Here is a 25031-nt window from a genome sequence, read left to right on the forward strand (position 1 = left end):
GCTTAGCCGATTTGTGCCCAGGCCTTGTCCAAGCGCTTCACGCTCACGGGCTGCGGCGTGCGCAGCTCTTGGGCGAAGAAGCTCACACGCAGCTCTTCGAGCAGCCAGCGGAACTCAGCCATGCGCTCATCCACCGCGCCTTTGCGCTCCGCCACCAGGCGCCAGTAGCGCTGTTCCTGCGGGCGCAGCTCGGTCAGGCGGGCTGTGTCGCGCGCGGGGTCGGCGCGGTACTTGTCCAGCCGCAGCGTAATGGCCTTCAGGTAACGCGCCAGGTGCTGCAACCGGTCCCACGGCGTGGCCTGCAAAAACTTCTTGGGGATCAGACGGTTGAGCTGCTGTTGGGCGTCCGCGGTCGCGTCCGGTGCATTCTTGGTGTCCTTGATCTTGCGCGCAGCAGCGGCGTACTCCAGCAGGATCACCGCCGCCATGCGCGCCACTTCATTGGCAATCAGCGTCAGCCGCCCGCGCCCTTCGTCAATGCGGCGCTTGAAGGCAAATTCGTCGGTCGGCAGCGGGTCCAGCAGGAAGGCGCGGTCCAGCGCCACGGCGATGATCTGCTCGCGCAGTTCTTCAATCGTTCCGCCGCCACTGCCGTTCTCGGCCTTGCCGACGTTCATGTAGCTCACGGCCATTTTCTGCAGGTCAGGAATGTTCTTTTCCAGGTACTTCAGTGCGTCCTTGATCTGGATGGCGAACAGGCGGCGCAGGCCGGCGCGGTGCTTGGCAGCGGCGACTTCGGGTTCGTCGAACACCTCCACCGTCACTGCATCGCCCGCGTCGATGAGTGCGGGGAAGCCGATCAGCGTCTGTCCACCCTTGCGGATTTCCAGCAGCTCGGGCAGCTCGCCGAAGGTCCATGCGGTAAAGCGGCCGTCGAGGATGCTGGTCGCTATGTTTTTCATAGCTGGTTGCGCAGGGTTGGCGGGGGCTGGGGGCCGAAACGACTGAGCGTTCTGCTCCGTGTCCTCCGACCGCTGCGCGGTCTCCCCCTTTACCTGCGCAGAACGCCCAGTCGCCCCGGCCCCCGACGAACCACTTTTTTCTTGGTTCTGCGCAAGCTTCAAGCTGGCCAGCGCCTGAAACGCCCCCCGTGCCTGGCTGCCCAGCTCGGCCTTCAGCGCACCCAGGTTGCGCCCCTGCCCCAGCTGGCGGCCATGCTCGTCCACCACGCGGAAGTTCATGAAGAAGTGCGGGCTCAGCATGTCGACCTTGATGTCGGCCTTGACGATGTCCAGGCTGGTCGCGTCGCGCACCAGCTTCAGCACCGCCTCTACCAACCCGCCCGTGCCGAACTTTTCGGGCGCGTTCAGCGCTTCGGCGAATTTCGTGGCCGTGTCGGGCAGCGGTACCAGGCGGCTGCGCGGGCGCTGGTGCAGAGTCTTGAGCAACGCCTGCACCTTGTCTTTCAGCATGCCGGGCACCAGCCATTCGCAGCGCTCGTCGTTCACCTGGTTCAGCACAAACAGCGGCACGGTCACGGTCAGACCGTCGCGCGCGTCACCCGGTTCGTGCAGGTAGGTGGCAGCGCAGTCCACGCCGCCCAGGCGAATGGTTTTGGGGAAGGATGCCGTGGTGATGCCTGCGGCCTCATGGCGCATCAACTCCTCACGGGTCAGCTTCAGCAGGTCGGGCTGCTTCTTCACCTCTTCGCGGTACCAGCGCTCGAAGCTGTAGCCGCTACACACATCGGCCGGCAGCTGCTGGTCGTAGAAGGCGTAGATCAGCTCGTCATCCACCAGCACGTCCTGGCGGCGCGCCTTGTGCTCCAGGTCTTCCACCTGCTTGATGAGTTTCTGGTTCGCGGCCAAGAACGGTAACGTGGTTTCCCACTCTTTGCCCACCAGCGCTTCGCGGATAAAGATTTCGCGCGCACCGTGCAGGTCCACGCGGCCATAGTTCACCTTGCGCCCGCTGTAGACCACGATGCCGTACAGCGTGGCCCGCTCCAGCGCCACCACCTCGGCCGCCTTCTTTTCCCAGTGCGGGTCAAGCAGCTGTTTTTTGAGCAAATGCCCGCCCACGTTCTCCAGCCACTGCGGCTCGATATGCGCAATGCCGCGGCCGAACAGCCGCGTGGTTTCCACCAGCTCGCTTGCCACGATCCACTTGCCGGGCTTCTTGGTCAGGTGCGCGCCGGGGTGGGCAAAAAACTTGATGCTGCGCGCGCCCAGGTACTCGCCGTTTTGGCCCTCTTCCAGCTTGCAGCCGATATTGCCCAGCAGGCCCGACAGCATGGACAGGTGCAGCTGCTCGTAGTTAGCCGGCTTGGTGTTCAGGCGCCACTTGTGCTCCGCCACTACCGTATGCAACTGTGAATGGATGTCCTTCCACTCCCGCACACGGCGGATGTTGACGAAGTTCTGCCGCAGCAGTTGCTCATATTGGCGGTTAGACAACTTGTGTGACGCCGCATGCACCCCGGAGGGCGCTGTGGCCCGGGGTGCGCCGGGTGACGAAATTGAGCTACGCGACGAGGAGCCCGGCGTATCCCGGGTAGCAGCGCCCGTAGCGCCGGAGGCGGAGTCCTGCCCTCCCCGTGCGTCGTGAATCCACTTCCACAGCTTCAGGTAGCCGGTGAACTCACTCTTGTCATCGTCAAACTTCACATGCGCCGCGTCCGCCTGCTGCTGCGCCTCCATGGGCCGGTCGCGCACATCCTGCACGCTCAGGGCCGATGCAATCACCAGCGCCTCGTCCAGCGCCTCACGCGAACGCGCCTCCAGCAACATACGCCCCACGCGTGGGTCCAGTGGCAAACGGCTCAGCTCCTGCCCCAACGGCGTCAGCTCGTTCACATCGTCCACCGCGCCCAGCTCATTGAGCAACTGGTAGCCATCGGCAATCGCCCGGCCACTAGGACGCTCCAGAAATGGAAAGTCTTCCACGATGCCCAGATGCAGCGACTTCATGCGCAGGATGACCCCGGCCAAAGACGAGCGCAAGATTTCAGGGTCGGTAAAACGCGGCCGCCCGTCAAAATCCTTCTGGTCGTACAGGCGGATACAAATCCCGTTGGCGACCCGGCCGCAGCGCCCGGCGCGCTGGTTGGCCGAGCTTTGGCTGATAGGTTCCACCAGCAACTGCTCCACCTTGCTGCGGAAGCTGTAGCGCTTGATGCGCGCCGTACCCGCGTCAATCACATAGCGCGTGCCTGGCACCGTGAGCGAGGTTTCAGCCACGTTGGTCGCCAGCACAATGCGCCGCCCGGTGTGGCCATCAAAAATGCGGTCCTGCTCGGCCGGGCTCAGGCGGGCGAACAGCGGCAAGACTTCGGCGTTGCGCATCACCGGCTGGTGGCTCAGGTGCTTGCGCAGATGGTCGGCCACCTCACGGATCTCGCGTTCGCCGGGCAGGAAGACCAGAATGTCACCCTGGTTGTGCGGATCGCGCCACAGTTCGTCCACGCCATCGGCAATCGCGTTGTTCATGTCGTACTCACGCGATTCTTCAAACGGCCGGTAGCGCTGCTCCACCGGAAACATGCGGCCAGACACCATGATCACAGGCGCCGGGCCCTTGCTGGACTTGAAATGGTCCGCAAAGCGCTGCGCGTCGATCGTGGCGGAGGTGACGATGATTTTCAGATCCGGCCTGCGCGGCAGGATCTGGCGCAGATAGCCCAGTAAAAAGTCGATGTTCAGCGAACGCTCGTGCGCCTCGTCGATGATGAGGGTGTCGTAGGCGTTCAGCAGTGGATCAGTCTGCGTCTCCGCCAGCAAGATGCCGTCGGTCATCAGCTTGACCGAAGCGTCTTTGCTCAAGCGGTCCTGAAACCGCACCTTGAAACCCACGACATCGCCCAGCGGCGTCTTCAGTTCCTCGGCAATGCGTTTGGCCACGCTAGACGCGGCAATGCGGCGCGGCTGCGTGTGGCCGATAAGCTTGCCACGCTGCCCTACGGGGTAATTGAGCTTGCCCCGGCCCATAGCCAAGGCGATCTTGGGCAACTGCGTGGTCTTGCCCGACCCGGTTTCCCCGCAGACGATGACCACCTGGTGGGCCGCAATGGCGTCCATGATTTCGTCGCGTTTGCCCGACACCGGGAGCGACTCTGGGAATTCGATTTGCAAGGGGCTGGCAGTCAAGGGCTGGTCTTCGTAGAGAATTGCGGATTATCCCCGCCCTGCCCCCCATTTATCTGACTGCCACCGCCCCGCAATGACCTCTGTCTTCAACTTCACCTTTGTCCCTTGGTTCCGGTCGGTGGCACCTTATATCCACAAGTTTCGCAACCAGACCTTTGTGGTGGGCATCGCGGGCGAGGCGATTGCCGCTGGCAAGCTGCCGCATCTGGCGCAGGACTTGGCCATGATCCAGAGCATGGGCGTGAAAATTGTGCTGGTGCACGGCTTTCGCCCGCAGGTGAATGAGCAGCTCAAGGCCAAGGGCCACACACCCAAGTACAGCCACGGAATCCGCATTACCGACGAAGTGGCGCTGGACTGCGCGCAGGAAGCCGCGGGTCAGTTGCGCTACGAGATAGAAGCCGCCTTCAGCCAGGGCCTGCCCAACACGCCCATGGCCGACTCCACGGTGCGCGTGATTTCGGGCAACTTCATTACGGCGCGGCCCGTGGGCATTGTGGATGGCGTGGATTTTCAGCACAGCGGGCTGGTGCGCAAGGTAGACATTGCGGGCATCACCAAAACCCTGGACATGGGCGCCATGGTGCTGCTCTCGCCGTTTGGTTTTTCGCCCACCGGCGAGGCGTTTAACCTGGCCATGGAAGAAGTAGCGACGAGCGTAGCCACCGCGCTGCAGGCCGACAAGCTAATCTTTTTGACCGAAGTGCCGGGCGTGCGCATGGACCCGACCCAGCCCGCCAGCGAAGACAACCCCATCGACACCGAGCTTCCGCTGGCCGCGGCTGAAAAGCTGCTCAAGGCCCTGCCTGCGGCCAACCAGCCCACCGACGTGGCCTTTTACCTGCAGCACTGCGTGAAGGCCTGCAAGGCCGGCGTGGAGCGCAGCCACATCATCCCGTTTGCAGTGGACGGCGCCATTCTGCTGGAGGTGTATGTGCACGACGGCATTGGCACCATGGTGGTCGACGAGAAGCTGGAAAGCCTGCGCGAGGCCACCGAAGAGGACGTGGGTGGCATCCTGCAACTCATCGAACCGTTCGAGAAAGACGGCACCCTGGTCAAGCGCAGCCGTACCGAGATCGAGCGCGACGCGGGCAACTACACCATCATCGAGCACGACGGCGTAATCTTCGCCTGCGCCGCGCTCTACCCCTACCCCGAAGCCAAAACGGCCGAAATGGCGGCGCTCACCGTGTCACCTGACGTGCAGGGCCAGGGCGATGGCGAACGGGTGTTGAAACGTGTGGAGCAGCGCGCCAAGGCGGCTGGGCTGGATAGCATTTTTGTGCTGACGACGCGCACTATGCACTGGTTCATCAAGCGCGGTTTTGTGCAGGTGGATCCGGAGTGGCTGCCTGAGGCGCGCAAGCGCAAGTACAACTGGGATCGCAAGAGTCAGGTGTTGGTGAAGAAGCTCTAGTCTTTTGGCTTTTTTGCTTGGCTAGACCGCTTTTTTTGGACACCCACTCCCCCAGCCCCTCGCCCCGTCGGCGAGGGGAGCTTTTAACAGCCGTATTTATCTCTTGGGCGCCGGATACGTGGCTACTGGGGTGAGGTCGCGACCGTTATTTCGCTCCACGGCCAGTGCGTACGGTTGTGGAGGTCTCAGAGGAATGTGTTTGCCAACGCTGGCGGCTGCGCCCGCCAGTGGCACCGCGCAAGTACACGTGCGGTCACTACAACCGCATGCCATGGCCGTGGCATACCCTACCGCTGAGCGACCGTTCCCTGTAAGACCTTGACCGGAGCAAGACTCTCAAATCGGCTGTTCAAAAAACTCCCCTCGCCGACGGGGCGAGGGGCTGGGGGAGTGGGTGTTAAAAAAAAGTGCAGGCCCAACAAGCAAGTGGGGCAAAAAGTGTGCCCCTACCCTAGAGCTTGAACACCGCCACCGTCTTCACCAAATCCTGCGCCTGAGACCGCAAGCTGGAAGCCGCCGCTGCCATCTCCTCCACCAACGCCGCGTTCTGCTGCGTCGCCTGGTCCATCTGGGACACAGCCTCCCCCACCTGTGCCACGCCAGCGCTTTGCTCCGAGCTGGCCGCGCTGATCTCGCCCATGATGTCGGTCACCCGACGGATGCTGCTCACCACCTCGTTCATGGTGGTGCCTGCACGATCCACCAAGACTGATCCCTGCTCCACACGCTGCACGCTGTCGCTGATCAGGGTTTTGATCTCCTTGGCGGCATCAGCACTGCGGCCAGCCAGGCTGCGCACTTCACTGGCCACCACCGCAAAACCGCGGCCCTGCTCGCCAGCGCGGGCAGCTTCCACCGCCGCGTTCAGCGCCAGGATATTGGTCTGGAAGGCGATGCCGTCAATGACGCTGATGATGTCGGCGATCTTGCGTGAACTGTCGTTGATGCCCTTCATGGTGTCCACCACCTGGGCTACCACCTCGCCGCCCTGAACCGCCACCGTGGATGCACTCTGCGCCAACTGGTTGGCTTGGCTTGCGTTGTCGGCGTTTTGTCGGACGGTTGAGCCCAGTTCTTCCATGGATGCCGCCGTCTCCTCCAACGCACTGGCCTGGGATTCGGTGCGTGAGGACAGGTCTTGGTTGCCCTGGGCAATCTCGGCACTGGCCGTGGCCACCGACTCACTGCCCTCACGCACCTGGGCGACGATGTTCGCCATGTTGTCACGCATGCCTTTGATGCCATGCATGACGCTGGAGTCGTCGCCAGGCTTGAGAGTTATGTCCACATTCAGCTCGCCATGGGCCATGCGGTGTGTGATGGCATTGGCCACGCCGGGCTCTCCCCCCAACTGTTTGACGATGCTGCGCGTGATGAGCAGGCCCATGCCCAACAACACCGCAGCCAGCACCAACGCGGCAATGCCGGACTGCACGGCCCGGCCCATGATGGCGGTGTCCACGGTGTCCACATACACCCCAGAACCGATGATCCAACCCCAGGGCGCAAAGCCCTTGACGTGGGACACCTTGAGCACCGGCTTGTCGCTGCCCGGCTTGGGCCAGAGGTAGGGTACGTCACCGGCGCCCTTTGCCTTGACCACGTCCACAAAGGCCACGAAGAGCGGCTTGCCTGTGGGGTCCTTGTTCTCTGCGAGGTCCTTGCCATCGAGCTCTGGGCGGATCGGATGCATCACCATTTTGGGCTGCATGTCGTTGATCCAGAAATACTCGTTGCCGCTGTAGCGCAGGGTCTTGAGGGCAGCCATCGCAGCCTTCTTGGCTTCGTCTTCGCTCATCTTGCCCTTGGTGGAGAGGTCATGAAAATGGGCCACAACCCCATGGGCCACTTCCACCGTTTGTCGCACGCTGGCCTGTCGCTCCTGCAGCAACATGTTGCGCTCGGAAACCATGAAATAGGTGAGCAGGATGATCAGCCCCAGAACGGCACTGAGGGTCAGCAAACCCAAACGCCGGGCGACCGAATACGACGCAAGCTTGAACATGGCGGTTCTCCTGTATTTCTTCTGCAAAAGCCCGCCCTGAGCGGACCACAAAGATACTAGCCCCTTTGCGCGGGAAAGTGCAGGAAAAACCGGGGGTGGAAACCCGGGGAATTTAGCGTCGGCGGGCGCTGCGCCAAGTCATCAAGGCCCCAAGCACCGCAAAGCCCGAAAAACACAGGAAGGACCAGTTGGCGATGGTGCCGCCCAGAAAGGTCCAGTCCACCTTGCTACAGTCACCGCCACCGCGGAAGATCATCGGCAATGCGCGCTTGAGCGGGAAGGTTTCGATCATGCCGTAGAGGTCGCGCCCGCAGGACACCACCTCGGGCGGGTACCACTGCAGCCAGCTCTGGCGGGCTGCCACGTACGCACCCAGTACGGCCAGGATGGTGAGCAGCACGCCGCCGCCAATATGCAAGCCTTTTCGGCCTGTAGCCCCCGTCAATGCTGCGCAAAGCGCTACCAAAACAAGAGCGTACCGCTGCACGATGCACATCGGGCAAGGCTCCAGTCCCACCACGTGCTGCAAATACATGCCAAAGCCCAGCAGCCCCACGCAGGCCAACGCCACCAAGCCATACACGCGGCGCGGCGCGTGGTCCATCCAGTCCAGTACCAGTTTCAACACAAGGGTCCTATCGCAAATTCGTACAAAGTTCAAAGGCTCGCGTGCTTGGTGCCAACCTGCTGCCCGAAGTTCCCCGGCCCGCCGGGGGATGTCGCAAACCGAATAAGATTCGCGGTTCTGATTTTCACACCATCCACACAAGGTACACCATGGCACGCACCGTTAACTGCATCAAGCTGGGCAAAGAAGCCGAAGGCCTGGACTTTGCCCCCTACCCAGGTGAGCTGGGCAAACGCATCTGGGAAAGCGTGAGCAAAGAAGCCTGGGCCGCCTGGCTCAAGCACCAGACCATGCTGGTCAATGAAAACCGCCTGAACCTGGCCGACGCGCGCGCGCGCCAGTACCTGGCCCGCCAGATGGAAAACCACTTCTTCGGCGATGGCGCCGATGCTGCCCAAGGCTACGTGCCCCCCAGCGCCTGAGGCCGCGCGTGGACGACGCAGGCCCCTTGCCTCAGCGCCTGCTCGCATCCTGCGCACTCCCGCACGCCTGGGCCGACCTGCCGGCCTGGACCGTGCTGGACACCGGCTTCGGTGTCCTCACGCCCTTTTTGCACTGCTGGCACACCTGGCAAACCGATGCCCAACGCCCGTGCATGCTGCATTACGTGGGCATGCTTTCACTGGCCCAAGCCCAACAGCTCCCGACGCTGGCGCAGCAAGCCGCCCAATCCATACCCCTCTGGCGGCCCCTGGCCGATACGTTGGCAGCAGCCTGTGCCGATCTGGCCGCAGGGCAGCACCGCATCCTGCTGGCCCAGGGCCAGCTTTCACTCACGCTGTGTATAGGTGACACCACCGCATTGTTGGCAGAGCAGCAGTTTTTGGCCAACACGCTGTGGGTGCATGGTGCGCACACCCCGTGGGACAAGTGGCGCATCAAAGCCCTGGCACGTTGCAGCCAGCGCGGTGCCCGGCTGACGCTGGATATCACCGCGCCCGAGGCGCCCGCCTGGTTGGCAGAAGCAGGTTATGTGGACGTGCAGCAAGACGGCCCTGGCCTGCAGGCCAGCTTTCAGCCCCGCTGGTCCTTGGGCGCACGTGACCAGGCAGCTACCACCATGCCGCCACAGCGCTGTACGGTGCTGGGTGCCGGTATTTCAGGCGCCAGCGTGGCCTACGCGCTGGCGCGGCGCGGCTGGCAGGTCACGGTGCTGGACCAGCACGCAGCAGCAGCAGGCGGTGCTTCCAGCCTGCCGGCGGGCCTGGTGGTGCCCCATATATCGGCCGACGACAGCCCGCGTTCGCGTATGTCGCGCGTGGGCGCACGGCTCATGCAGCAACATGCGAAAACGCTGCTACGGGATGGCATGGACTGGCAGGCCAGTGGTGTGCAAGAGCAGGACTTTGAGCAAGGCAGCACCCGCTGGCACGCCCACGGCGCCTGGGTGCGCCCGGGTAAGCTGGCGCAGGCTTGGCTCAGCCACCCGGGCATTCGCTGCGTGTATGGAGCCCCGGTCACCGGTTTGCAGCAACGGGAAGCTGTATGGCAACTGATCGGCCCGGATGGCAACACCTGGGCGGAGTCGGAATTGGTGGTACTGGCCAATGCCACAGGTTGTGTCCCCCTGATGCTGCACCCCGCCCATGTGCACTTTTTGGGCGATGGTTTGGCACAACGGCTGGAGTTTCTACACGCGGTACACGGCACCGTGAGCTACGCCGCACACCGCAGCCTGCCCCCGGCTGCCCACTGGCCCCAACACCCGGTCAACGGCCATGGCAACTTCCTGCCGCAGATTCCGCTGGACAACGGCATTGCCTGGCTGGCCGGCTCCACCTTCGAACCCGACCGCATTCCAGAACAGGCAGGCCACCGGCTCGCCCCGCTGACCGAGCAACACCGTGCCAATGCCCAGCGCTTGGGCGAACTGCTGCCTGCGGTGGGTGCCGAACTGGCCGCGGCCTTTGCGGCGGGCGAGGTACAACACTGGTCGGCCACGCGCTGCGTCACACACGACCGGCTGCCCTTGGTGGGACCGCTGCAAGATGTGCCCGAAGGTAGCCGCCCTTCGCTGTGGATCCATGCCGGCATGGGCGCCCGGGGGTTGACGTTCTCTGCGCTGGGGGCTGAATTGCTGGTGGCACGCCTGGCTGGGGAACCCTGGCCACTGGAGAGCAGCCTGGCGCGCAGCCTGGAAGTGCGCCGCCCCAAACGTCGGCGCAGCTAGACTTTTTGCAGCAGGCCAATGACCTGCAAGGGATTGAAAGGTATTTCCAGCAGGCCGATGCAACCCATGCGTTCGGCCAGGTTGGCGGTTTTCCAGCTGGAATTGGCAGACACGCCAGCCACGCTACGCACCGGCTTTTCCAAGTCCTGCAAATGTTTCACCAGCACCCATGGGTCCACGGCATCGTCATTCACATGCACCAGCACCAAGTCGTATTGACGAGCCTTCACGCTGTCGTCCAACTGGGCCACCGTTTGCACCTCGTCCACCGCGGTAATACCCGCCAGGGCCAAACGTGCCCGCAGATAGAGCCGCGCATCCAGCGGCAACCCCGCCAGCAGCGCAAGCTTGACACCGGGTGGCAAAGGCGAGGCAGGTGGATCCTCCAGGCTGATGTCGATATCCACATCCGCCGCTGATACAAACAGCTCGTCCAGCAGCCCCACCATGGCGGCCCAGTCAACCGGGCGCTGCACGGTGCGCCAAGCCAGCGTGGGAGCTTCTGCGCCCACACAAATCATCTTCAGGTTGGGATTAAAACTCGGTGACACCAACTCCAAACCAGCCTCGTAGCTGTCCACGTCAATCAGGGCAACCTGGGCTGGGCCTGCGGCATCAGGTGTCCAAAGGGTGTAGTACGGCCCTTCCCGCCCAGACAGGCGAAACAAGGTGTTGAGCGAATGCCGCTCAACATCACTAAACCCGACGACCTTGACCAATACCGTAGATGTCATGCTGCCCCGAGTCTAGCGCTCCTTGGTATACGGTTTTCCCAAGGCTTGGGGTGCCACCGCCTTGCCAATAAACCCGGCCAGCAACACCACGGTCAACAGGTAGGGCAGCGCCTGGATGAACTGCACCGGCACTTCACCCATGCCCGGCACCTGCACGCCCTGCAGGCGAATGGCCGCAGCATCCAGAAAACCAAACAACAGACAGGCCCAGAACGCACCCACCGGGTGCCAACGGCCAAAGATCAGCGCCGCCAGCGCCATGAAGCCGCGGCCTGCGGTCATGTTGGCCGAGAAATTGGCGCTCTGGGCCAGCACCAGGTAACCACCCGCCAGCCCGCACAAAATGCCATTGAGCGTGAGCGCCGCGTAGCGCAGCCGCGCCACCGAGACCCCCGCCGCATCCACCATCTGCGGGTTTTCGCCCACCGCCCGCAGGCGCAGGCCAAAGCGGGTGCGGAACAACAGCCACCAAGTGGCGGGTACCAGCGCAAAAGCCAGGTACACCAGCGCGTTGTGGCTCAGCAGCCCCACCCCAATGAAATTGCCCACCACCGGAATGGTTTGCACAGACGCCTGTAGCGCCGGGAACAGCGGCTGGATGCGCACCACGTCGCTCACGGGCGGGGTTTGCCCGCCCTGCTCAAACCAGGCGATGCCCAGCACCACCGTCATGCCCGCCGCAATGATGTTGATGGCCACGCCCGACACCACCTGGTCACCCTTGTGGCTCACACAGGCCAGGCCATGCATCCACGACAAGGCCGTAGCCACCAGAATACCGACCAGCAACGCCAAGGTGGTGGACTGGTAGACGGCGCCGCAGGCACCGGCAGCAAAAGCTGCAAACAACATCTTGCCTTCCAGGCCAATATCCACCACACCAGACCGCTCGGACAACAACCCCGCCAACGCGCACAGCACCAGCGGTGTGGACACGCGCAGCGTGGACGCCAACATGGCGTAAATCAAAGACTCATCCATGGCGCACCCCCACCTTGAACACACGGGCCAGCACCCAACCCAGACGTGGCGCAATCACATACGCCATGGCCCCGGAGAACAGCACGATAAAACCTTGCAACATCACCACCATTTCCCGGCTGAAACCCGTGACTTCAAACGCCACTTCGGCACCACCCTGGAACAGCGCACCAAACAGCACGCTGGCAAACACAATGCCCACCGGGTGGTTGCGCCCCATCAGCGCCACTGCAATGCCGGTGAAGCCAGCACCGCTGACGAATTCGAGCAACAAACGGCCGTTGACACCGGCAATCTCGTTCATGCCCACCAAGCCCGCCAAGCCGCCCGAAATGGCCATAGCAATGATGACCTGGTGGCGCGAGCGGATGCCAGCGTATTCAGCAGCACTAGCGCTCGACCCCACCGCACGCAAGTGGTAGCCCGCACGGGTGCGCCACAAAAAAAGGTAGATGGCCAAGGCTGCGCCCAGGGCCAGAAACAGGCTCACATTCAAAGGGGATGCGGACCACTCAATGCCCAGCCAAGCCAGCGCCTCGTGCATAGGGGGCAGCTTGGCGGAGTCGGCAAAGGCCGCACTCTCCACCGACATGGAGCCCGCGGGGCGCAGGTGGTTCACCAGCAGGTACACCAGCAAGCTGCTGGCAATGAAGTTGAACATGATGGTGGTAATGACCACATGGCTGCCGCGGTAGGCCTGCAAATAGGCCGGCACCGCCGCCCACGCCGCACCAAACAGGGCGCCGGAGAGCACCATGAGCGGCAACATCACCCACGCCGGCAAGGCGTGTGACAACCACAGGGCTACCAGACCCACGCCCAGACCGCCCAGAATCGCTTGGCCCTCGCCACCAATATTGAACAGCCCACCGTGAAACGCCACTGCCACCGCCAACCCGGTGAAGATGAAAGTGGTGGCGTAATACAGCGTGTAACTGATGCCACGCTGCGTGCCAAACGCGCCATGGATCAGCACCGCAATCACCTCGGCCGGGTCTTGCCCCACCAATGCGACCACACCGGCAGCGGCCAGCAGCGCCACCATCAGGCAAACGGCCGGCAGCAGCACCAGATCGGCCCAGCGCGGCAAGGGGTAGGACGCGCTCATTGCCCACCTCCGGTCATCAGCAAGCCCAAACCAGCCTCGGTGCAGTCGGCAATCGCCAACTCCCCGGTGACCCGCCCTTGGTTCATCACAATCACCCTGTCCGACAACGCCAAAATTTCATCCAGTTCGCTGGAAACCACCAGCACCGCACAGCCCGCGTCGCGCATGGCGCGCAGCTGGCTGTAAATAAACTCAATTGCCCCAATGTCCACACCACGTGTGGGTTGCCCCACCAGCAGCACCTTGGGCGCTTGCCCCAGCTCGCGCGCCAGCACCAGCTTTTGCTGGTTACCACCCGAGAACTTGCTGCTGCCCAACTCTGGGTCGCGTGGACGCACGTCAAAACGCTCCATCATGCGGGCCGTGGCCTGGCGCATGCGGCCATGGGCCATCCAGCCGTGGCTGGCGTATTCGGGCAAGCTGTCATAGCCCAGCACCGCCGACTCCCAGGCCACAAAGTCCATCACCATGGCCCGCGCATGCCGGTCTTCAGGCACATGGGCCAAACCCAAGGCACGCGCCGTGCGCGGGTCCAGCCACTCGGCGCCCGCAAAATTCCGGCCGCCCAGTTGCAAGCTACCCTCTTGTGGCGCCAGCAAGCCCGACAACACATCCAGCAACTCGCTCTGGCCGTTGCCGGATACACCGGCCACGCCCACAATTTCGCCCGCCCGCAGCTGCAAGTTCAGGCCGTGCAGGCGCACCACCTGCATCGCGTCGCGCACCACCACACCCTTTGCTTCGAGCAGCAGCTCTCCAACCGGGCGAGCCTGCTCGTCCAAGCGCCCCATCTGCACCTTGCGCCCCACCATGGCTTCGGCCAGTTTCTCGATGGAGGCTTGGGCAATCGGTAGCTCCTGCACCACGCGGCCGCCGCGCATCACCGTCACCTGGTCACACAGGCCCATGACTTCTTTGAGCTTGTGGGTGATCAGCAAAATGGTGGTGCCCTGCTCGCGCAGCACACGCAACACCTTGAACAGGTGTTCGGTTTCCTGCGGCGTCAGCACGGCCGTGGGTTCGTCCAGAATCAGCACCTTGGCGCCACGGTACAGCGCCTTCAAAATCTCCAGCCGCTGGCGGTCGCCCACCGGCAAATCCGTCACCAGCGCATCCAATTTGACCTGCAGGCCGGTGGCCTGCATCAGGCCTTCAAGCTTGCTACGCACGGTGGCATCGGCCTTTTGCAGAAGCCAATGCGGCTCAGCGCCCAGCATGACGTTTTCCAGCGCTGTCAGGGTGTCCACCAGCATAAAGTGCTGGTGCACCATGCCAATGCCCTGGGCAATCGCATCGTCCGCATTGCGAATCGTCACGCGTCGGCCAAACACGTCCACCGTGCCGCTGTCGGCTTGGTAGAAGCCGTACAAAATGGACATCAGGGTGCTCTTACCGGCACCGTTTTCGCCTACGATGCCATGCACGGTACCGGGTGCCACGCACAGTTCGACATCGGCATTGGCAGCCACCGCACCAAAGCGTTTGTTGATGCCTTGCATGTGGACGGCAAAAGGTCCGTCACGGGGGCTCAAGCTATCTGCACTCAAATCCTGCTCCTCTTGGGGGCTCTTGCAATGAAGTGAAAAGCCCACGGTGCTGTGCAGCACCGCGGGCTTTTATGTTTCTGGCCGGGGTGAGGCATTATCTGCCCCACTCCAACCTGGTCTACCTCAGAACTTGCAGGCGTTGTCGGCCATGAAGTCGGCAACCTTGATCTTGCCGCTGATGATGTCGGCCTTGGCAGCTTCCACCTTCTTCTTCATGTCAGCTGTCACCAGCTTGGCGTTGTTGGCGTCCATGGCGTATCCCACGCCATCTTCCTTCAAGCCCAACACCGAGATACCTGGCTTGTGGCCCTTGGCCACGTTGTACACCGCCACGTCCACGCGCTTGAGCATGGAGGTAAGCATTGTGCCGGGCTGAATGTGGTTTTGGTTGCTGTCCACACCGATGGCCAGCTTGCCGCCGTCCTTGGCGGCCTGGTACACGCCGTTGCCAGTACCGCCAGCCGCAGCAAACACCACGTCTACGCCCTGCGAGAACTGGGCCTTGGCCAGCTCACCACCGCGTGCGGGGTCGTTCCAGGCAGCGCCGGTGGTGCCAGTCATGTTGCCAATCATTTCGGCCTTGGGGTTGGCCCACATGGCACCTTGTTTGTAGCCACACTCAAACTTGCGAATCAGGGGGATGTCCATACCGCCCACAAAACCGACCTTGCCGGTCTTGCTGGCCATGGCGGCCATGGCGCCCACCAGGAAGCTGCCTTCTTGTTCCTTGAACACCACGGACTGCACGTTGGGCAAATCCACTTTTTCATCAATGATGGCGAATTGCAGCTTGGGGAATTCCTTGGCTACTTTTTCGATGCTGGAGGCCTGACCAAAACCAATACCAATGATGGGGCTGGCGCCGCGCTCAGCCATGCGGCGAATGGCTTGCTCGCGCTGGGATTCGTTGGTGATTTCGAAAGACAGGTACTTTTTGCCCGTTTCTTTCTTCCATTTTTCGATACCGGTGTAAGCCGCTTCGTTGAAGGACTTGTCGAACTTGCCACCCATGTCGAACACGACCGCAGGATCAGCGGCCATTGCCTGGAAGCTGGCAGCCAAGGTGGCGGCCAACAGGCTCATGTGCACAGTAGTTTTGATGTTCATAACGTCTCGCAATTCCCTATGAGGTTTAAAAAAACACGGCTTTCAATGTAAGCCAAGAATACCTTCGCGGTGTAGTGTCACCATCAGTGCTTATCCGTATATAACTTAATCGTTATAACCTGATTATCGTTACAAGCATCCGACTTTTGTGACTCAGGCGCATCCGCCCATCCCGGCCAATTCAATCCCCACCGCACTGGCCAGCCGCGCATTGTTCAGCACCAGCTGGATGTTGGCAGCCAAGCTGTCACCACCCGTGATGTCACACACGCGGGCCAGCAAGAACGGCGTGGACTCTTTGCCACCGATGTTCTGGGCCTGTGCCTCGGCCAGTGCCTGCTCGATCGCCGCGTCAATCGCGGCCCGTGGCATGGCATAGGCTTCGGGGATGGGATTAGCAATGACCATGCCACCCTTGAGGGACATGGCCCACTTGACGTGTAAAGCGCGCGCAATTGCTTGAGGCGTGTCCAGCCGGTAGTCCACCGAGAACGCGCTGTCGCGCGTGAAGAAAGCGGGCAGCGCGTTGGTTTGGTAGCCCACCACGGGTACACCATGGGTTTCCAGGTACTCCAACGTCAGGCGCAAATCCAGAATCGACTTGGCACCCGCGCACACCACCGCCACCGGGGTTTGCGCCAGTTCTTGCAGGTCAGCCGACACATCAAAACTTTGCTGCGCACCGCGATGCACACCGCCAATACCGCCTGTGGCAAACAGGCGAATACCGGCCATGGCCGCAATGATCATGGTGGAGGCCACCGTGGTGGCCCCTGTGGCACCTGCGGCCACGATAAACGGCACGTCGCGGCGGCTCACTTTCACCACGTCGCGGCCCGATTTGCCCAGCGCCTCAATCTCGGCTGGCGAAAGGCCCGCCTTCAGGCGGCCGTTGACGATGGCAATGGTGGCGGGCACCGCCCCGTGATCGCGCACTTCCTGCTCCACCTGAAGCGCCGTGGCCACGTTTTGGGGGTACGGCATGCCGTGGGAAATGATGGTCGACTCAAGCGCCACAACGGGCTGGCCCGCATCCAGTGCGCGCTGCACTTCGGGGGCAATATCAAGGTAGGCGTTCAGTGTCATAACAATCCAAAAAATAAACTCAGGCCGCCACAACGGCCAATCGGCGTTGCACGGCTGCGTGCGACAAGTCCAGGGCGTTGGCGAATGTACTGGAAAGTGTGATCTCGGCGCAGGCCATGGCGTATTCCACACTGTGCGGCAACGACATGCCTTGTGCGTGGGCATGCACCAGCCCGGCCAGCAAAGCGTCGCCCGCGCCGGTGGTGTTGACTACGGGCACGGCGGATGCAGAGCGCACGCCGGTGCTGCCATCGGCATCGCACCACACCACGCCCAAGGCGCCCAGGCTCAACACCACGCGCTGCACGCCCAGGCCATGTAGGGCCAGTGCGGCGCGCCGGGCATCGTCCAGCGTATCCACCACCGCGCCGCACAGGGCCTGGGCCTCCAGGCGGTTGACCTTGAGTGTGTGCACCCGGCCCAGCACTGGCACCAGGCGCTGGCATTTGGCTACCGACACCGCGTCCACGAACACCGGCTGGGTGGCCTGCTCCAGCAGCCAAGCCAGTGTGGGGGCGCTCAGGTTGCAGTCCAGCACCAGCACACCGGTATGGGTGGGCATAGCGTTTTTGGCCACCAGCAGGTCGGGGGTCAGGCGCTCCAATATCGCCATATCGTTCACCGCCAGCGCCATATCGCCATCCGGGCCGTGCATGGACAGGTAGGTGGCCGTGCGCTGCCCTGCCAGCATCTGAACACCGGCCACCTCCACGCCCACGCTGCGCGTGTGGGCCAAAATGTCGTGCCCAAAGGCATCAGCCCCCACCACGGAAACCAGCGCGACGGCACTGCCCAGGCGGGCCAGGTTCTCCGCAATGTTGCGGCCCACGCCACCGGGTGCGTAGTGGATATGGCCCGGCGTGGAATCGCCCGGCAGCAAGGGGGTTTGGGTTTTGGCGCCCACGTCCATGTTGGCACCGCCCACCACAGTGATACGGGCGGCGGCAGGGTTGGTCATTTGCAGGGGCATTGGGGTCTATACGCCGAGGCTTATCGGTGGGCGGGAAATTCGGCGTCAAAATAGACGCTCTTTGTGTACAGAAAGTGCGACCGATGATACTTGTGGCTGGCTCTGCGAATCTGGACTTTGTGGTCCGGGCCCATCACATCCCCAGCCCGGGCGAAACGGTGCTGGGCCGCGATTTCAAAACCTTCCCCGGCGGCAAGGGCGCCAACCAGGCCGTGGCCAGTGCCCGCGCCGGTGCGGCGCCCACGCACATGCTGGTGGGCCTGGGCGATGACGCCTTTGCCGTGCCGCTGGAGGCGTCCCTGAAAGGCGCTGGCGTGCAATTGCATACCATTCGCACGCCTGACCATCCCACCGGCACCGCCTTCATCTGCGTGTCCGATGACGCTGAAAACGCCATCACCGTCGCCCCTGGCGCCAACGCCCAGCTGCGCCCCGAACACCTGCCCAACCTACAAGGCTTCACCCACATCCTGCTACAGCTGGAAACACCTCTGGAGACGGTCACCGCCTATGCCAAAGCCGCCCGCGCCCAGGGCGTGACTGTGGTGCTGAACGCCGCCCCCGCCCAAAGCCTGCCCCCAGAGTTGTTGGCGCATACCGATGTGCTGGTGGTGAACGAAGGCGAGCTGGCCACCGTGTCGGGCCACACCGGCAGCATTGCCGGATGCCTGGCGCGCATCAACGTGCCCACCGTGGTCGTCACTTTGGGGCACCACGGCAGCTGCGCGCGCCAGCACGGTGCGTTTACGCTGCAAGGCGCCTACCCCATCACGCCCGTGGACACCACCGGCGCGGGCGACACCTTCTGCGGCGGCTTGGTGGCCGCGCTGAGCCAGGGCAAGGCCTTGGCCGAAGCGTTGGAGTTTGCCAGCGCTGCCAGTGCCATCGCCTGCACCCGCTGGGGTGCCCAGTCCAGCATTCCCGAGGCAGCAGAGGTCACGGCCTTCATCGCCCAGCACCCCAAGACCTCCCCCGAAGCCGAGCAGGCCCTGCGCGCCTTCTGCGGTCTGAGCTGATTTTTAGAACCATTTTTTAACCGAGACATTTGTATGAGCAACACCACCGCACGCAAAGTAATTTATGACACCGACCCCGGTGTGGACGACGCCATGGCGCTGTACTACGCACTGGCCCATCCCGGCATCGACGTAGTGGGCATCACCACCACCTTTGGCAATGTGACGGTGGAGCAAGCCGCCATCAACGGCCTGTACCTGACCGAAATCGCTGGCAAAAAAATCCCCGTGACCCTGGGCGTAAAAACCCCCTGGCTCAAGGCCCCCGGCACACCACCCGACTTCATCCACGGTGGCGATGGCCTGGGCAACCTGCCCAGCCGCGTGCCCACCACCAGCGTGCTGGACCCCCGCCCCTCCGCCCAGTTCATCGTGGACATGGCGCGCGCGCACCCCGGTGAAATTACTTTGGTAGCTGTAGGCCCACTGGGCAACCTGGCCACAGCGTTGAAGCTGGAACCCAACCTTCCCAAGCTGCTGCAAGAAGTCATCATCATGGGCGGCACCGTGGCCGAGCCCGGCAACGTATCCCCCGTGGCCGAAGCCAATATCTGGAACGACCCGCACTCGGCCGACTTTGTGTTCACCGCCGGCTGGAAGCTCACCATGGTGGGCCTGGACGTGACGCACCAGCTCATCGTGCCATTGGCACTGTTCAAACGCGTGGCCGACCACCACAAACACGTGGCCACCGACGTACTGCACCATGCGGTGAGCTTCTATTCCGACTTTTACAGCGGCTTGTACCCGCATGTGGCCAAGATCCATGGCTGCTTTGGCCATGACGTGCTGGCCTTTGTGGCACTGACCAACCCCGAGTTGTTCGAAATCCAGGCCGGCCGCGTCCGCGTGGCACTGGACGGCCCTGCCAACGGCCAGACCATGATGCGCCGCAAGGACATCTTCTACCCGCAACCCGGCTGGGGCGATGAGGTGCCCGACACCCACGTGTGCCTGAACCTGAAGGCGGACACCGCGCGCGATCTGATCGAATCCACCCTGATGTCGAACTGGCTGTAATTTTTGACCGTAGCGAGGACCGCCATGCATTTACCCGTCGTTGACTTCACCAGCCCTACCGCTCCACAAGAGTTTTGCAAAAGCCTGCATGAAACCGGCTTTGGCGTGCTGAAGAACCACCCGCTGAACCAGGACCTAGTGGAAAGCATTTACGCCGAATGGCTGGGTTTCTTCAAGACCGAGGCCAAAGGCAAGTACGCCCACGACCCGGTCAAGCATGACGGTTATTTCTCGCCCAGCGTGTCCGAGACGGCCAAGAACAACACCAAAAAAGACCTCAAGGAGTTCTTCCACATCTACCCCTGGGGCCGGTACCCCGCCGAGGTAAGCGACAACGCCCGACGCTACTACGCACAGGGCGCCGCGCTGGCCGCCACGCTGCTGGGCTGGGTGGAAGACAACTCGCCGGCCGAGGTGAAGGCGCGTTACTCCATGCCGCTACCGAAGATGATTGAAGGCAGCGACCACACCCTGCTGCGCGTGCTGCACTACCCGCCCCTGCAGGGCGACGAAGACCCCGGCGCCGTGCGCGCCGCCGCGCATGAAGACATCAACCTGCTGACCATCCTGCCCGCAGCCACCGAGCCCGGCCTGCAGGTCAAAGGCAAAGACAATGCCTGGTTTGACGTGCCCTGCGACTTTGGCTACCTCATCGTCAACATTGGCGACATGCTGCAAGAGGCCTCTGGCCACTACTACCCCAGCACTTCGCACCGTGTGCTTAACCCCAAAGGCGAAGGCGCCAAAAAATCGCGTATCTCGCTGCCGCTGTTTTTGCACCCGCGCCGCGAGGTGGTGCTGTCTGAGCGCTACACGGTGGAAACGTACTTCAACGAGCGCATGGAAGAGCTGCGCGGCAAGAAGTATTGAGTTTGGGGGCTTGTGAGTAAAAACACGCCGTCGCAGTTCGTTCGAATGCGAATTTTCCTTACCAGCCCGCCGCCGGGCGTCCAGTTCGCTGTGCAACGCGGAAAGTCGGAGCTGCTTGAGCCTTCATCCGGGCAACACGAGGCGATTCAGTTCGATTTTTCGCTTCGTCTTGGCGCACCGTTGTCAGACGGGTCAGTCAACTTTTTGGGTGAGTTTGCTCAAGGCACCCCCTCAGACCGTTTTATCTATATCAACTCTGGCACCCTGGCTGGCCAGGCCGGCTCGTGCTGGACACGTCGTGCGAAGTTGAAGCTGGCCTCCATTCCGCAAAATATCGTCGAAGAGGCCGTCTCTACGTCTCATGGAATCATCAAGGCCCACATTCTCGGCACCATGGGCGACAACGGGCCAATTTGCGCCTCAGTGAAGCCACATGCCGTCGTGTGGAGCTTTGCAGGCAATGTTGTGTAACCCTTGTCAAACGTACGCGCCACGCCCCCCGAAACATCCATATAACCAAACCTCATACCCCCATAGCTAAAAAATAGTTTTCAATCTAAGCCCGCCCCCCTACAGTCCGGGCCTATGCATGATTTGGCGTTTGTATTTGCGGGCTTCTTTGTGGGCTTGATCGTGGGGCTCACGGGGGTTGGCGGCGGCTCGTTGATGACGCCCATCTTGATCTTCTTCTTTGGCGTGAAGCCCTACATGGCGGTGGGAACCGACCTGCTGTTTGCGGCGTTCACCAAGATGGGGGGCACGGTCAAGCTGGCGCGCTCCAAACACATCGACTGGCGGGTGGTGATCAATCTGTCGGCCGGCAGCATTCCGGCTGCGCTCATCACCCTCTATGTATTGCACACCCTGGGCGCCACCAGCCCGGAGGTGCAGCGCCTGATGACCACCACCCTGGGCGCGGCGCTGCTGATGACGGCCGCGGCCACGCTGTACAAGGCTTTGCGCGGCAAAACTGCCCCCGTGTCTGTGGCCGCCGGCCAGGAAGCCGCGGCTGCCCGCCCCCGCCACTGGAGCCTGCCGCTGCTGTTTGGCGCGCTCATTGGCACGCTGGTTACACTCACGTCCGTCGGCGCGGGCGCCATTGGTGTCACGGTGTTGATGCTGCTGTACCCGCTGCTGCCTCTGCCGCGCATCGTGGCGGCGGACATTGCCTACGCCGTGCCGCTGACGCTGGTGGCCGGTATGGGCCACGCCTCGCTGGGTTCGGTGGACTGGCCGCTGCTGGCCAAGCTGCTGGTGGGTTCGATCCCCGGCATCTGGGTGGGTTCGCACCTGATGTTCAAAACGCCTGAGCGTGTCATTCGTTCTTTGCTTTCCATCCTTCTTGCCTATGCTGGCTTGAAACTCATTGCTTTGTGAAACCTTGCGGGACAGATCTTCAGCTCTGTCCTCAACTAACTATGTACCAATACACCGAATTTGACCGCCAGTTCGTCCGTGCCCGTGCTGCCCAGCACCGCGACCAGCTGGAACGCAACCTGGCCGGCACGTTGAGCGACGACGAGTTCCGCCCCCTGCGCCTGCAAAACGGCTGGTACATCCAGCGCTACGCGCCCATGCTGCGCGTGGCCGTGCCGTACGGCGAGCTGTCCAGCGCCCAGCTGCGCGTGCTGGCCCGCATCGCCCGCGAGTTTGACCACCCCAGCAAAGAGGTGTTTGACACCGCCATTGGCGCCCAAGCCGCCTGGGGCACCACCCACCTGCCCGTGGGCTACGGCCACTTCACCACACGCCAAAACGTGCAGTTCAACTGGATTCCGCTGGCCAAGAGTGCCGACGTGATGGACCTGCTGGCCACCGTGAACATGCACGGCATCCAGACCAGCGGCAACTGCATCCGCAACATCACCAGCGACGAGCTGGCCGGCGTGGCCCCCGACGAGATTGCCGACCCGCGCCCGTGGGCCGAAATCATGCGCCAGTGGAGCACGCTGCACCCTGAGTTCGCGTTTCTGCCCCGCAAGTTCAAGATCGCCATCACCGGCGCCACGGCCGACCGCGCCGCTACCTACTGGCACGACGTGGGCCTGCACCTGAAGAAGAACGAGGCCGGTGAGCTGGGCTTCAAGGTGTTGGTGGGCGGTGGCATGGGCCGCACGCCCGTCATCGGCACCACCATCCGCGAGTTTTTGCCTGCGCTGCAGATCATGAATTACCTGGAAGCCGTGGTACGCGTCTACAACCGCTGGGGCCGCCGCGACAACATGTACAAGGCGCGCATCAAGATCCTGGTGAAGGCCGAAGGCCAACGCTATATCGACGAGGTGGAAGCCGAGTACCAGCAGATCCTGACCGTGGACGGCGCGCCGCACACCATCACCCAGACCGAGCTGGACCGCGTTGCTGCATCGTTTGTGCCGCCAGCCCTCGTGGAACGTGCGCCAACCGCTACCAAAACTGTAGCAGTTCCACCCGAGCGCCAGAAAGACTACGACCGCTGGCTGCAGCAAAACGTGGCTGCGCACCAGAACCCCAAGCTGCGCGCTGTGACCCTGAGCTTCAAGCGCCTGGGCCAAGCCCCCGGTGATGCCGATGCCGACCAACTGGACACGGCGGCCGCCTTGGCCGACGAATTCAGTGCGGGTGAAGTGCGCGTGACGCACGACCAGAACCTGCTGTTGCCCTGGGTCAACGCGGCCGACCTGCCCGCCCTGTGGGTAGCGGCCAGCCACGCTGGCCTGGCACGCAGCAACATTCGCCTGCTGACCGACATGATTGCCTGCCCCGGCGGCGATTTCTGCGCGCTGGCCAACGCGCGCTCCATCCCGATTGCCGAAGCCATCACCGAGCGCTACCAGGACATGGACGAGCTGCACGACCTGGGCGAGATCGACCTGCACATCAGCGGCTGCATCAACAGCTGCGGCCACCACCACAGTGGCCACATTGGCATTTTGGGTGTGGATAAGGACGGCAAGGAGTGGTACCAGGTGTCCCTGGGTGGCTCCGATGGCTCCACGCTGAGCGGTGCCGCCGTACCCGGCAAGGTGGTTGGCCCCTCGTTCGGCGCGGGCGAAGTGCCCGGCGTCATCGAAGCGCTGCTGGACACCTTCCGCCTGAACCGCCAGGGCCGCGAGACCTTCATCGACTGCGTGAAGCGCGTCGGCTTTGACACCTTCAAGGCCGCCGCCAACAGCGCCCGCCTGGCCGACAAACACGAAGAGCTGCACGCCCTGCCCAAGTCGTCTGGCTACGCCAAAGACGCGCAAGAAGCCTGAGCCCCGGCCGCAGAAAGAGAGATTTACTATGAAATTGATAGCTGCTTCCGCATATTCCACGGGTGCTGAAGGCACAAAAGTGCTTGAAATCGCGAATACCGAAGACCCTCGCGCGCTGGACCTGAGCGGCGTGACCCGCATCGACCTGCACTTCCCCAAGTTCACCGATGGCCGCGCCTACAGCCAGGCCTTTCTGCTGCGCCGCCGCCTGGGCTTTGCCGGCGAAATCCGCGCCACGGGCGACGTGCTCATCGACCAACTGGTGCAGATGGAGCGCACAGGCTTTGACGTGGCCGTGCTGCGTGAAGACCAGAACGTGGACTTCGCCCAGCGCCAGTTTGACCGCTACCGCGGCTTCTACCAGGGGGACGCGGTCACCGTGAAGCCCGTGTTTGCGCGCGAAGGAGCCACCGCATGAGCACGATTGACCTCGCAAAAGTCAACGCCGACTTGGGCCATGACGCCCCCGGTCTCGTAGCATGGGCCCTGGCACTGAACCAAAGCCCCATCGTCACCACCAATTTCCGCCCGTTTGAGGCGGTCATCCTGCACATGGTCACGCGCGTCAAGCCCGACGTACCCGTGGTCTGGATGGACAACGGCTACAACACCGAGGCCACCTACCGTTTCGCCGACGAAGTGACCAAACAACTCGGCCTGAACCTGCGCATCTACCTGCCGCTGCGCACACGTGCGCACCGCGAAGCAGTGGAAGGCCCGCTGCCCGGGCTCGATGACCCGCGCCACGCCGCTTTCACCGAAGAGGTAAAGCTGGAGCCCTTCACCCGCGCGCTGCGCGAGACGGCGCCCAAGGTCTGGTTCACCGCACTCCGCGCCACCGACAGCGCCGTGCGCGCGCAGATGGACCCGGTCAGCATTAACCCTGATGGCCTGATCAAGGTCGCTCCGCTGCTGCACTGGTCATCCAAAGACCTGTACCAGTACTGCGAGGCCCACGGCCTGCCCAACAATTTCGACTACGTGGACCCCACCAAGGGCGAAGACCAGCGCGAGTGCGGCTTGCACATTGCGCACTGAACCAGACAAC

General features: G+C 62.8%; 21 protein-coding genes. 11 read left to right on the forward strand and 10 right to left on the reverse strand.

Annotation, left to right across the window (positions count from 1 at the left end; all coding sequences use genetic code 11):
• Positions 1-2 precede the first annotated feature (2 nt).
• Positions 3-4085 carry an ATP-dependent RNA helicase HrpA gene (gene hrpA, locus AC097A_RS11155; protein ID WP_479620877.1) on the reverse strand — a complete coding sequence of 1361 codons (4083 nt, stop codon included), beginning with the start codon at positions 4083-4085 and terminating at the stop codon, positions 3-5.
• A 73-nt stretch (positions 4086-4158) separates the two neighbouring features.
• Here hrpA and argA point away from each other — a divergent pair, with 73 nt between their 5' ends.
• A complete protein-coding gene (argA, locus tag AC097A_RS11160) occupies positions 4159-5505 on the forward strand; it encodes an amino-acid N-acetyltransferase (protein ID WP_315479056.1) in 1347 nt (448 codons plus the stop codon).
• 451 nt (positions 5506-5956) lie between these two features.
• On the opposite strand, the gene AC097A_RS11165 is transcribed toward argA, so the two are convergent.
• Positions 5957-7510: a methyl-accepting chemotaxis protein gene (locus AC097A_RS11165; protein WP_479620878.1), complete on the reverse strand. Its 1554-nt coding sequence runs from the start codon at positions 7508-7510 to the stop codon at positions 5957-5959.
• A 112-nt stretch (positions 7511-7622) separates the two neighbouring features.
• The gene (locus AC097A_RS11170) at positions 7623-8129 is read right to left on the reverse strand and encodes a disulfide bond formation protein B (protein WP_479620948.1); all 507 of its coding nucleotides are present in this window, start codon (positions 8127-8129) and stop codon (positions 7623-7625) included.
• A 158-nt stretch (positions 8130-8287) separates the two neighbouring features.
• On the opposite strand from AC097A_RS11170, the gene AC097A_RS11175 reads away from it, so the two are divergent.
• Both AC097A_RS11175 and AC097A_RS11180 read left to right on the forward strand, forming a co-directional pair.
• Positions 8288-8560 carry an oxidative damage protection protein gene (locus tag AC097A_RS11175; RefSeq protein ID WP_087493783.1) on the forward strand — a complete coding sequence of 91 codons (273 nt, stop codon included), beginning with the start codon at positions 8288-8290 and terminating at the stop codon, positions 8558-8560.
• A gap of 8 nt (positions 8561-8568) precedes the next feature.
• Entirely contained in the window at positions 8569-10308 is a 1740-nt protein-coding gene (locus tag AC097A_RS11180) for an FAD-dependent oxidoreductase (RefSeq protein WP_479620879.1), read from the forward strand.
• On the opposite strand, the gene AC097A_RS11185 is transcribed toward AC097A_RS11180, so the two are convergent.
• From AC097A_RS11185 to AC097A_RS11215, 7 genes are all read right to left on the reverse strand, one after another.
• A complete protein-coding gene (locus AC097A_RS11185; protein ID WP_315479053.1) occupies positions 10305-11042 on the reverse strand; it encodes a hypothetical protein in 738 nt (245 codons plus the stop codon). The genes AC097A_RS11180 and AC097A_RS11185 overlap by 4 nt on opposite strands.
• A gap of 12 nt (positions 11043-11054) precedes the next feature.
• Complete coding sequence (locus AC097A_RS11190; RefSeq protein WP_105262846.1) at positions 11055-12023, reverse strand: ABC transporter permease; 969 nt, start codon at positions 12021-12023, stop codon at positions 11055-11057.
• Positions 12016-13131, reverse strand: a complete 1116-nt coding sequence (locus AC097A_RS11195) for an ABC transporter permease (protein ID WP_479620880.1) — start codon at positions 13129-13131, stop codon at positions 12016-12018. The genes AC097A_RS11190 and AC097A_RS11195 overlap by 8 nt, the downstream gene beginning before the upstream one ends.
• Complete coding sequence (locus AC097A_RS11200; RefSeq protein ID WP_479620881.1) at positions 13128-14678, reverse strand: ABC transporter ATP-binding protein; 1551 nt, start codon at positions 14676-14678, stop codon at positions 13128-13130. The genes AC097A_RS11195 and AC097A_RS11200 overlap by 4 nt, the downstream gene beginning before the upstream one ends.
• 123 nt (positions 14679-14801) lie before the next feature.
• Positions 14802-15785 (reverse strand): BMP family lipoprotein, encoded by a 984-nt coding sequence (locus AC097A_RS11205; protein WP_479620882.1) that lies wholly within the window; start codon positions 15783-15785, stop codon positions 14802-14804.
• A 153-nt stretch (positions 15786-15938) separates the two neighbouring features.
• Entirely contained in the window at positions 15939-16865 is a 927-nt protein-coding gene (locus tag AC097A_RS11210; RefSeq protein ID WP_479620949.1) for a pseudouridine-5'-phosphate glycosidase, read from the reverse strand.
• A 25-nt stretch (positions 16866-16890) separates the two neighbouring features.
• Positions 16891-17829 (reverse strand): carbohydrate kinase family protein, encoded by a 939-nt coding sequence (locus AC097A_RS11215; RefSeq protein WP_479620883.1) that lies wholly within the window; start codon positions 17827-17829, stop codon positions 16891-16893.
• Positions 17830-17924: 95 nt separating this feature from the next.
• On the opposite strand from AC097A_RS11215, the gene AC097A_RS11220 reads away from it, so the two are divergent.
• The 8 genes from AC097A_RS11220 (at position 17925) to AC097A_RS11255 (ending at position 25021) form a co-directional block, all read left to right on the forward strand.
• A complete protein-coding gene (locus tag AC097A_RS11220) occupies positions 17925-18857 on the forward strand; it encodes a ribokinase (protein WP_479620884.1) in 933 nt (310 codons plus the stop codon).
• 33 nt (positions 18858-18890) lie between these two features.
• Positions 18891-19877 (forward strand): nucleoside hydrolase, encoded by a 987-nt coding sequence (locus AC097A_RS11225; RefSeq protein WP_479620885.1) that lies wholly within the window; start codon positions 18891-18893, stop codon positions 19875-19877.
• A 24-nt stretch (positions 19878-19901) separates the two neighbouring features.
• On the forward strand, positions 19902-20747 hold the full coding sequence (locus AC097A_RS11230) for a 2OG-Fe(II) oxygenase family protein (protein WP_479620886.1): 846 nt from the start codon (positions 19902-19904) through the stop codon (positions 20745-20747).
• 12 nt (positions 20748-20759) lie between these two features.
• The gene (locus AC097A_RS11235) at positions 20760-21218 is read left to right on the forward strand and encodes a DUF5990 family protein (protein ID WP_479620887.1); all 459 of its coding nucleotides are present in this window, start codon (positions 20760-20762) and stop codon (positions 21216-21218) included.
• Between the two features lie 114 nt (positions 21219-21332).
• Positions 21333-22124 (forward strand): sulfite exporter TauE/SafE family protein, encoded by a 792-nt coding sequence (locus tag AC097A_RS11240; protein WP_479620888.1) that lies wholly within the window; start codon positions 21333-21335, stop codon positions 22122-22124.
• A 41-nt stretch (positions 22125-22165) separates the two neighbouring features.
• Positions 22166-23983, forward strand: a complete 1818-nt coding sequence (locus AC097A_RS11245) for a nitrite/sulfite reductase (protein ID WP_479620889.1) — start codon at positions 22166-22168, stop codon at positions 23981-23983.
• Positions 23984-24011: 28 nt separating this feature from the next.
• Entirely contained in the window at positions 24012-24401 is a 390-nt protein-coding gene (locus AC097A_RS11250; protein ID WP_479620890.1) for a DUF934 domain-containing protein, read from the forward strand.
• Positions 24398-25021 (forward strand): phosphoadenosine phosphosulfate reductase domain-containing protein, encoded by a 624-nt coding sequence (locus AC097A_RS11255; protein ID WP_479620891.1) that lies wholly within the window; start codon positions 24398-24400, stop codon positions 25019-25021. The genes AC097A_RS11250 and AC097A_RS11255 overlap by 4 nt, the downstream gene beginning before the upstream one ends.
• Positions 25022-25031: the final 10 nt, after the last annotated feature.

It is taken from the genome of Rhodoferax sp. XS2R6 (genome assembly GCF_056521365.1).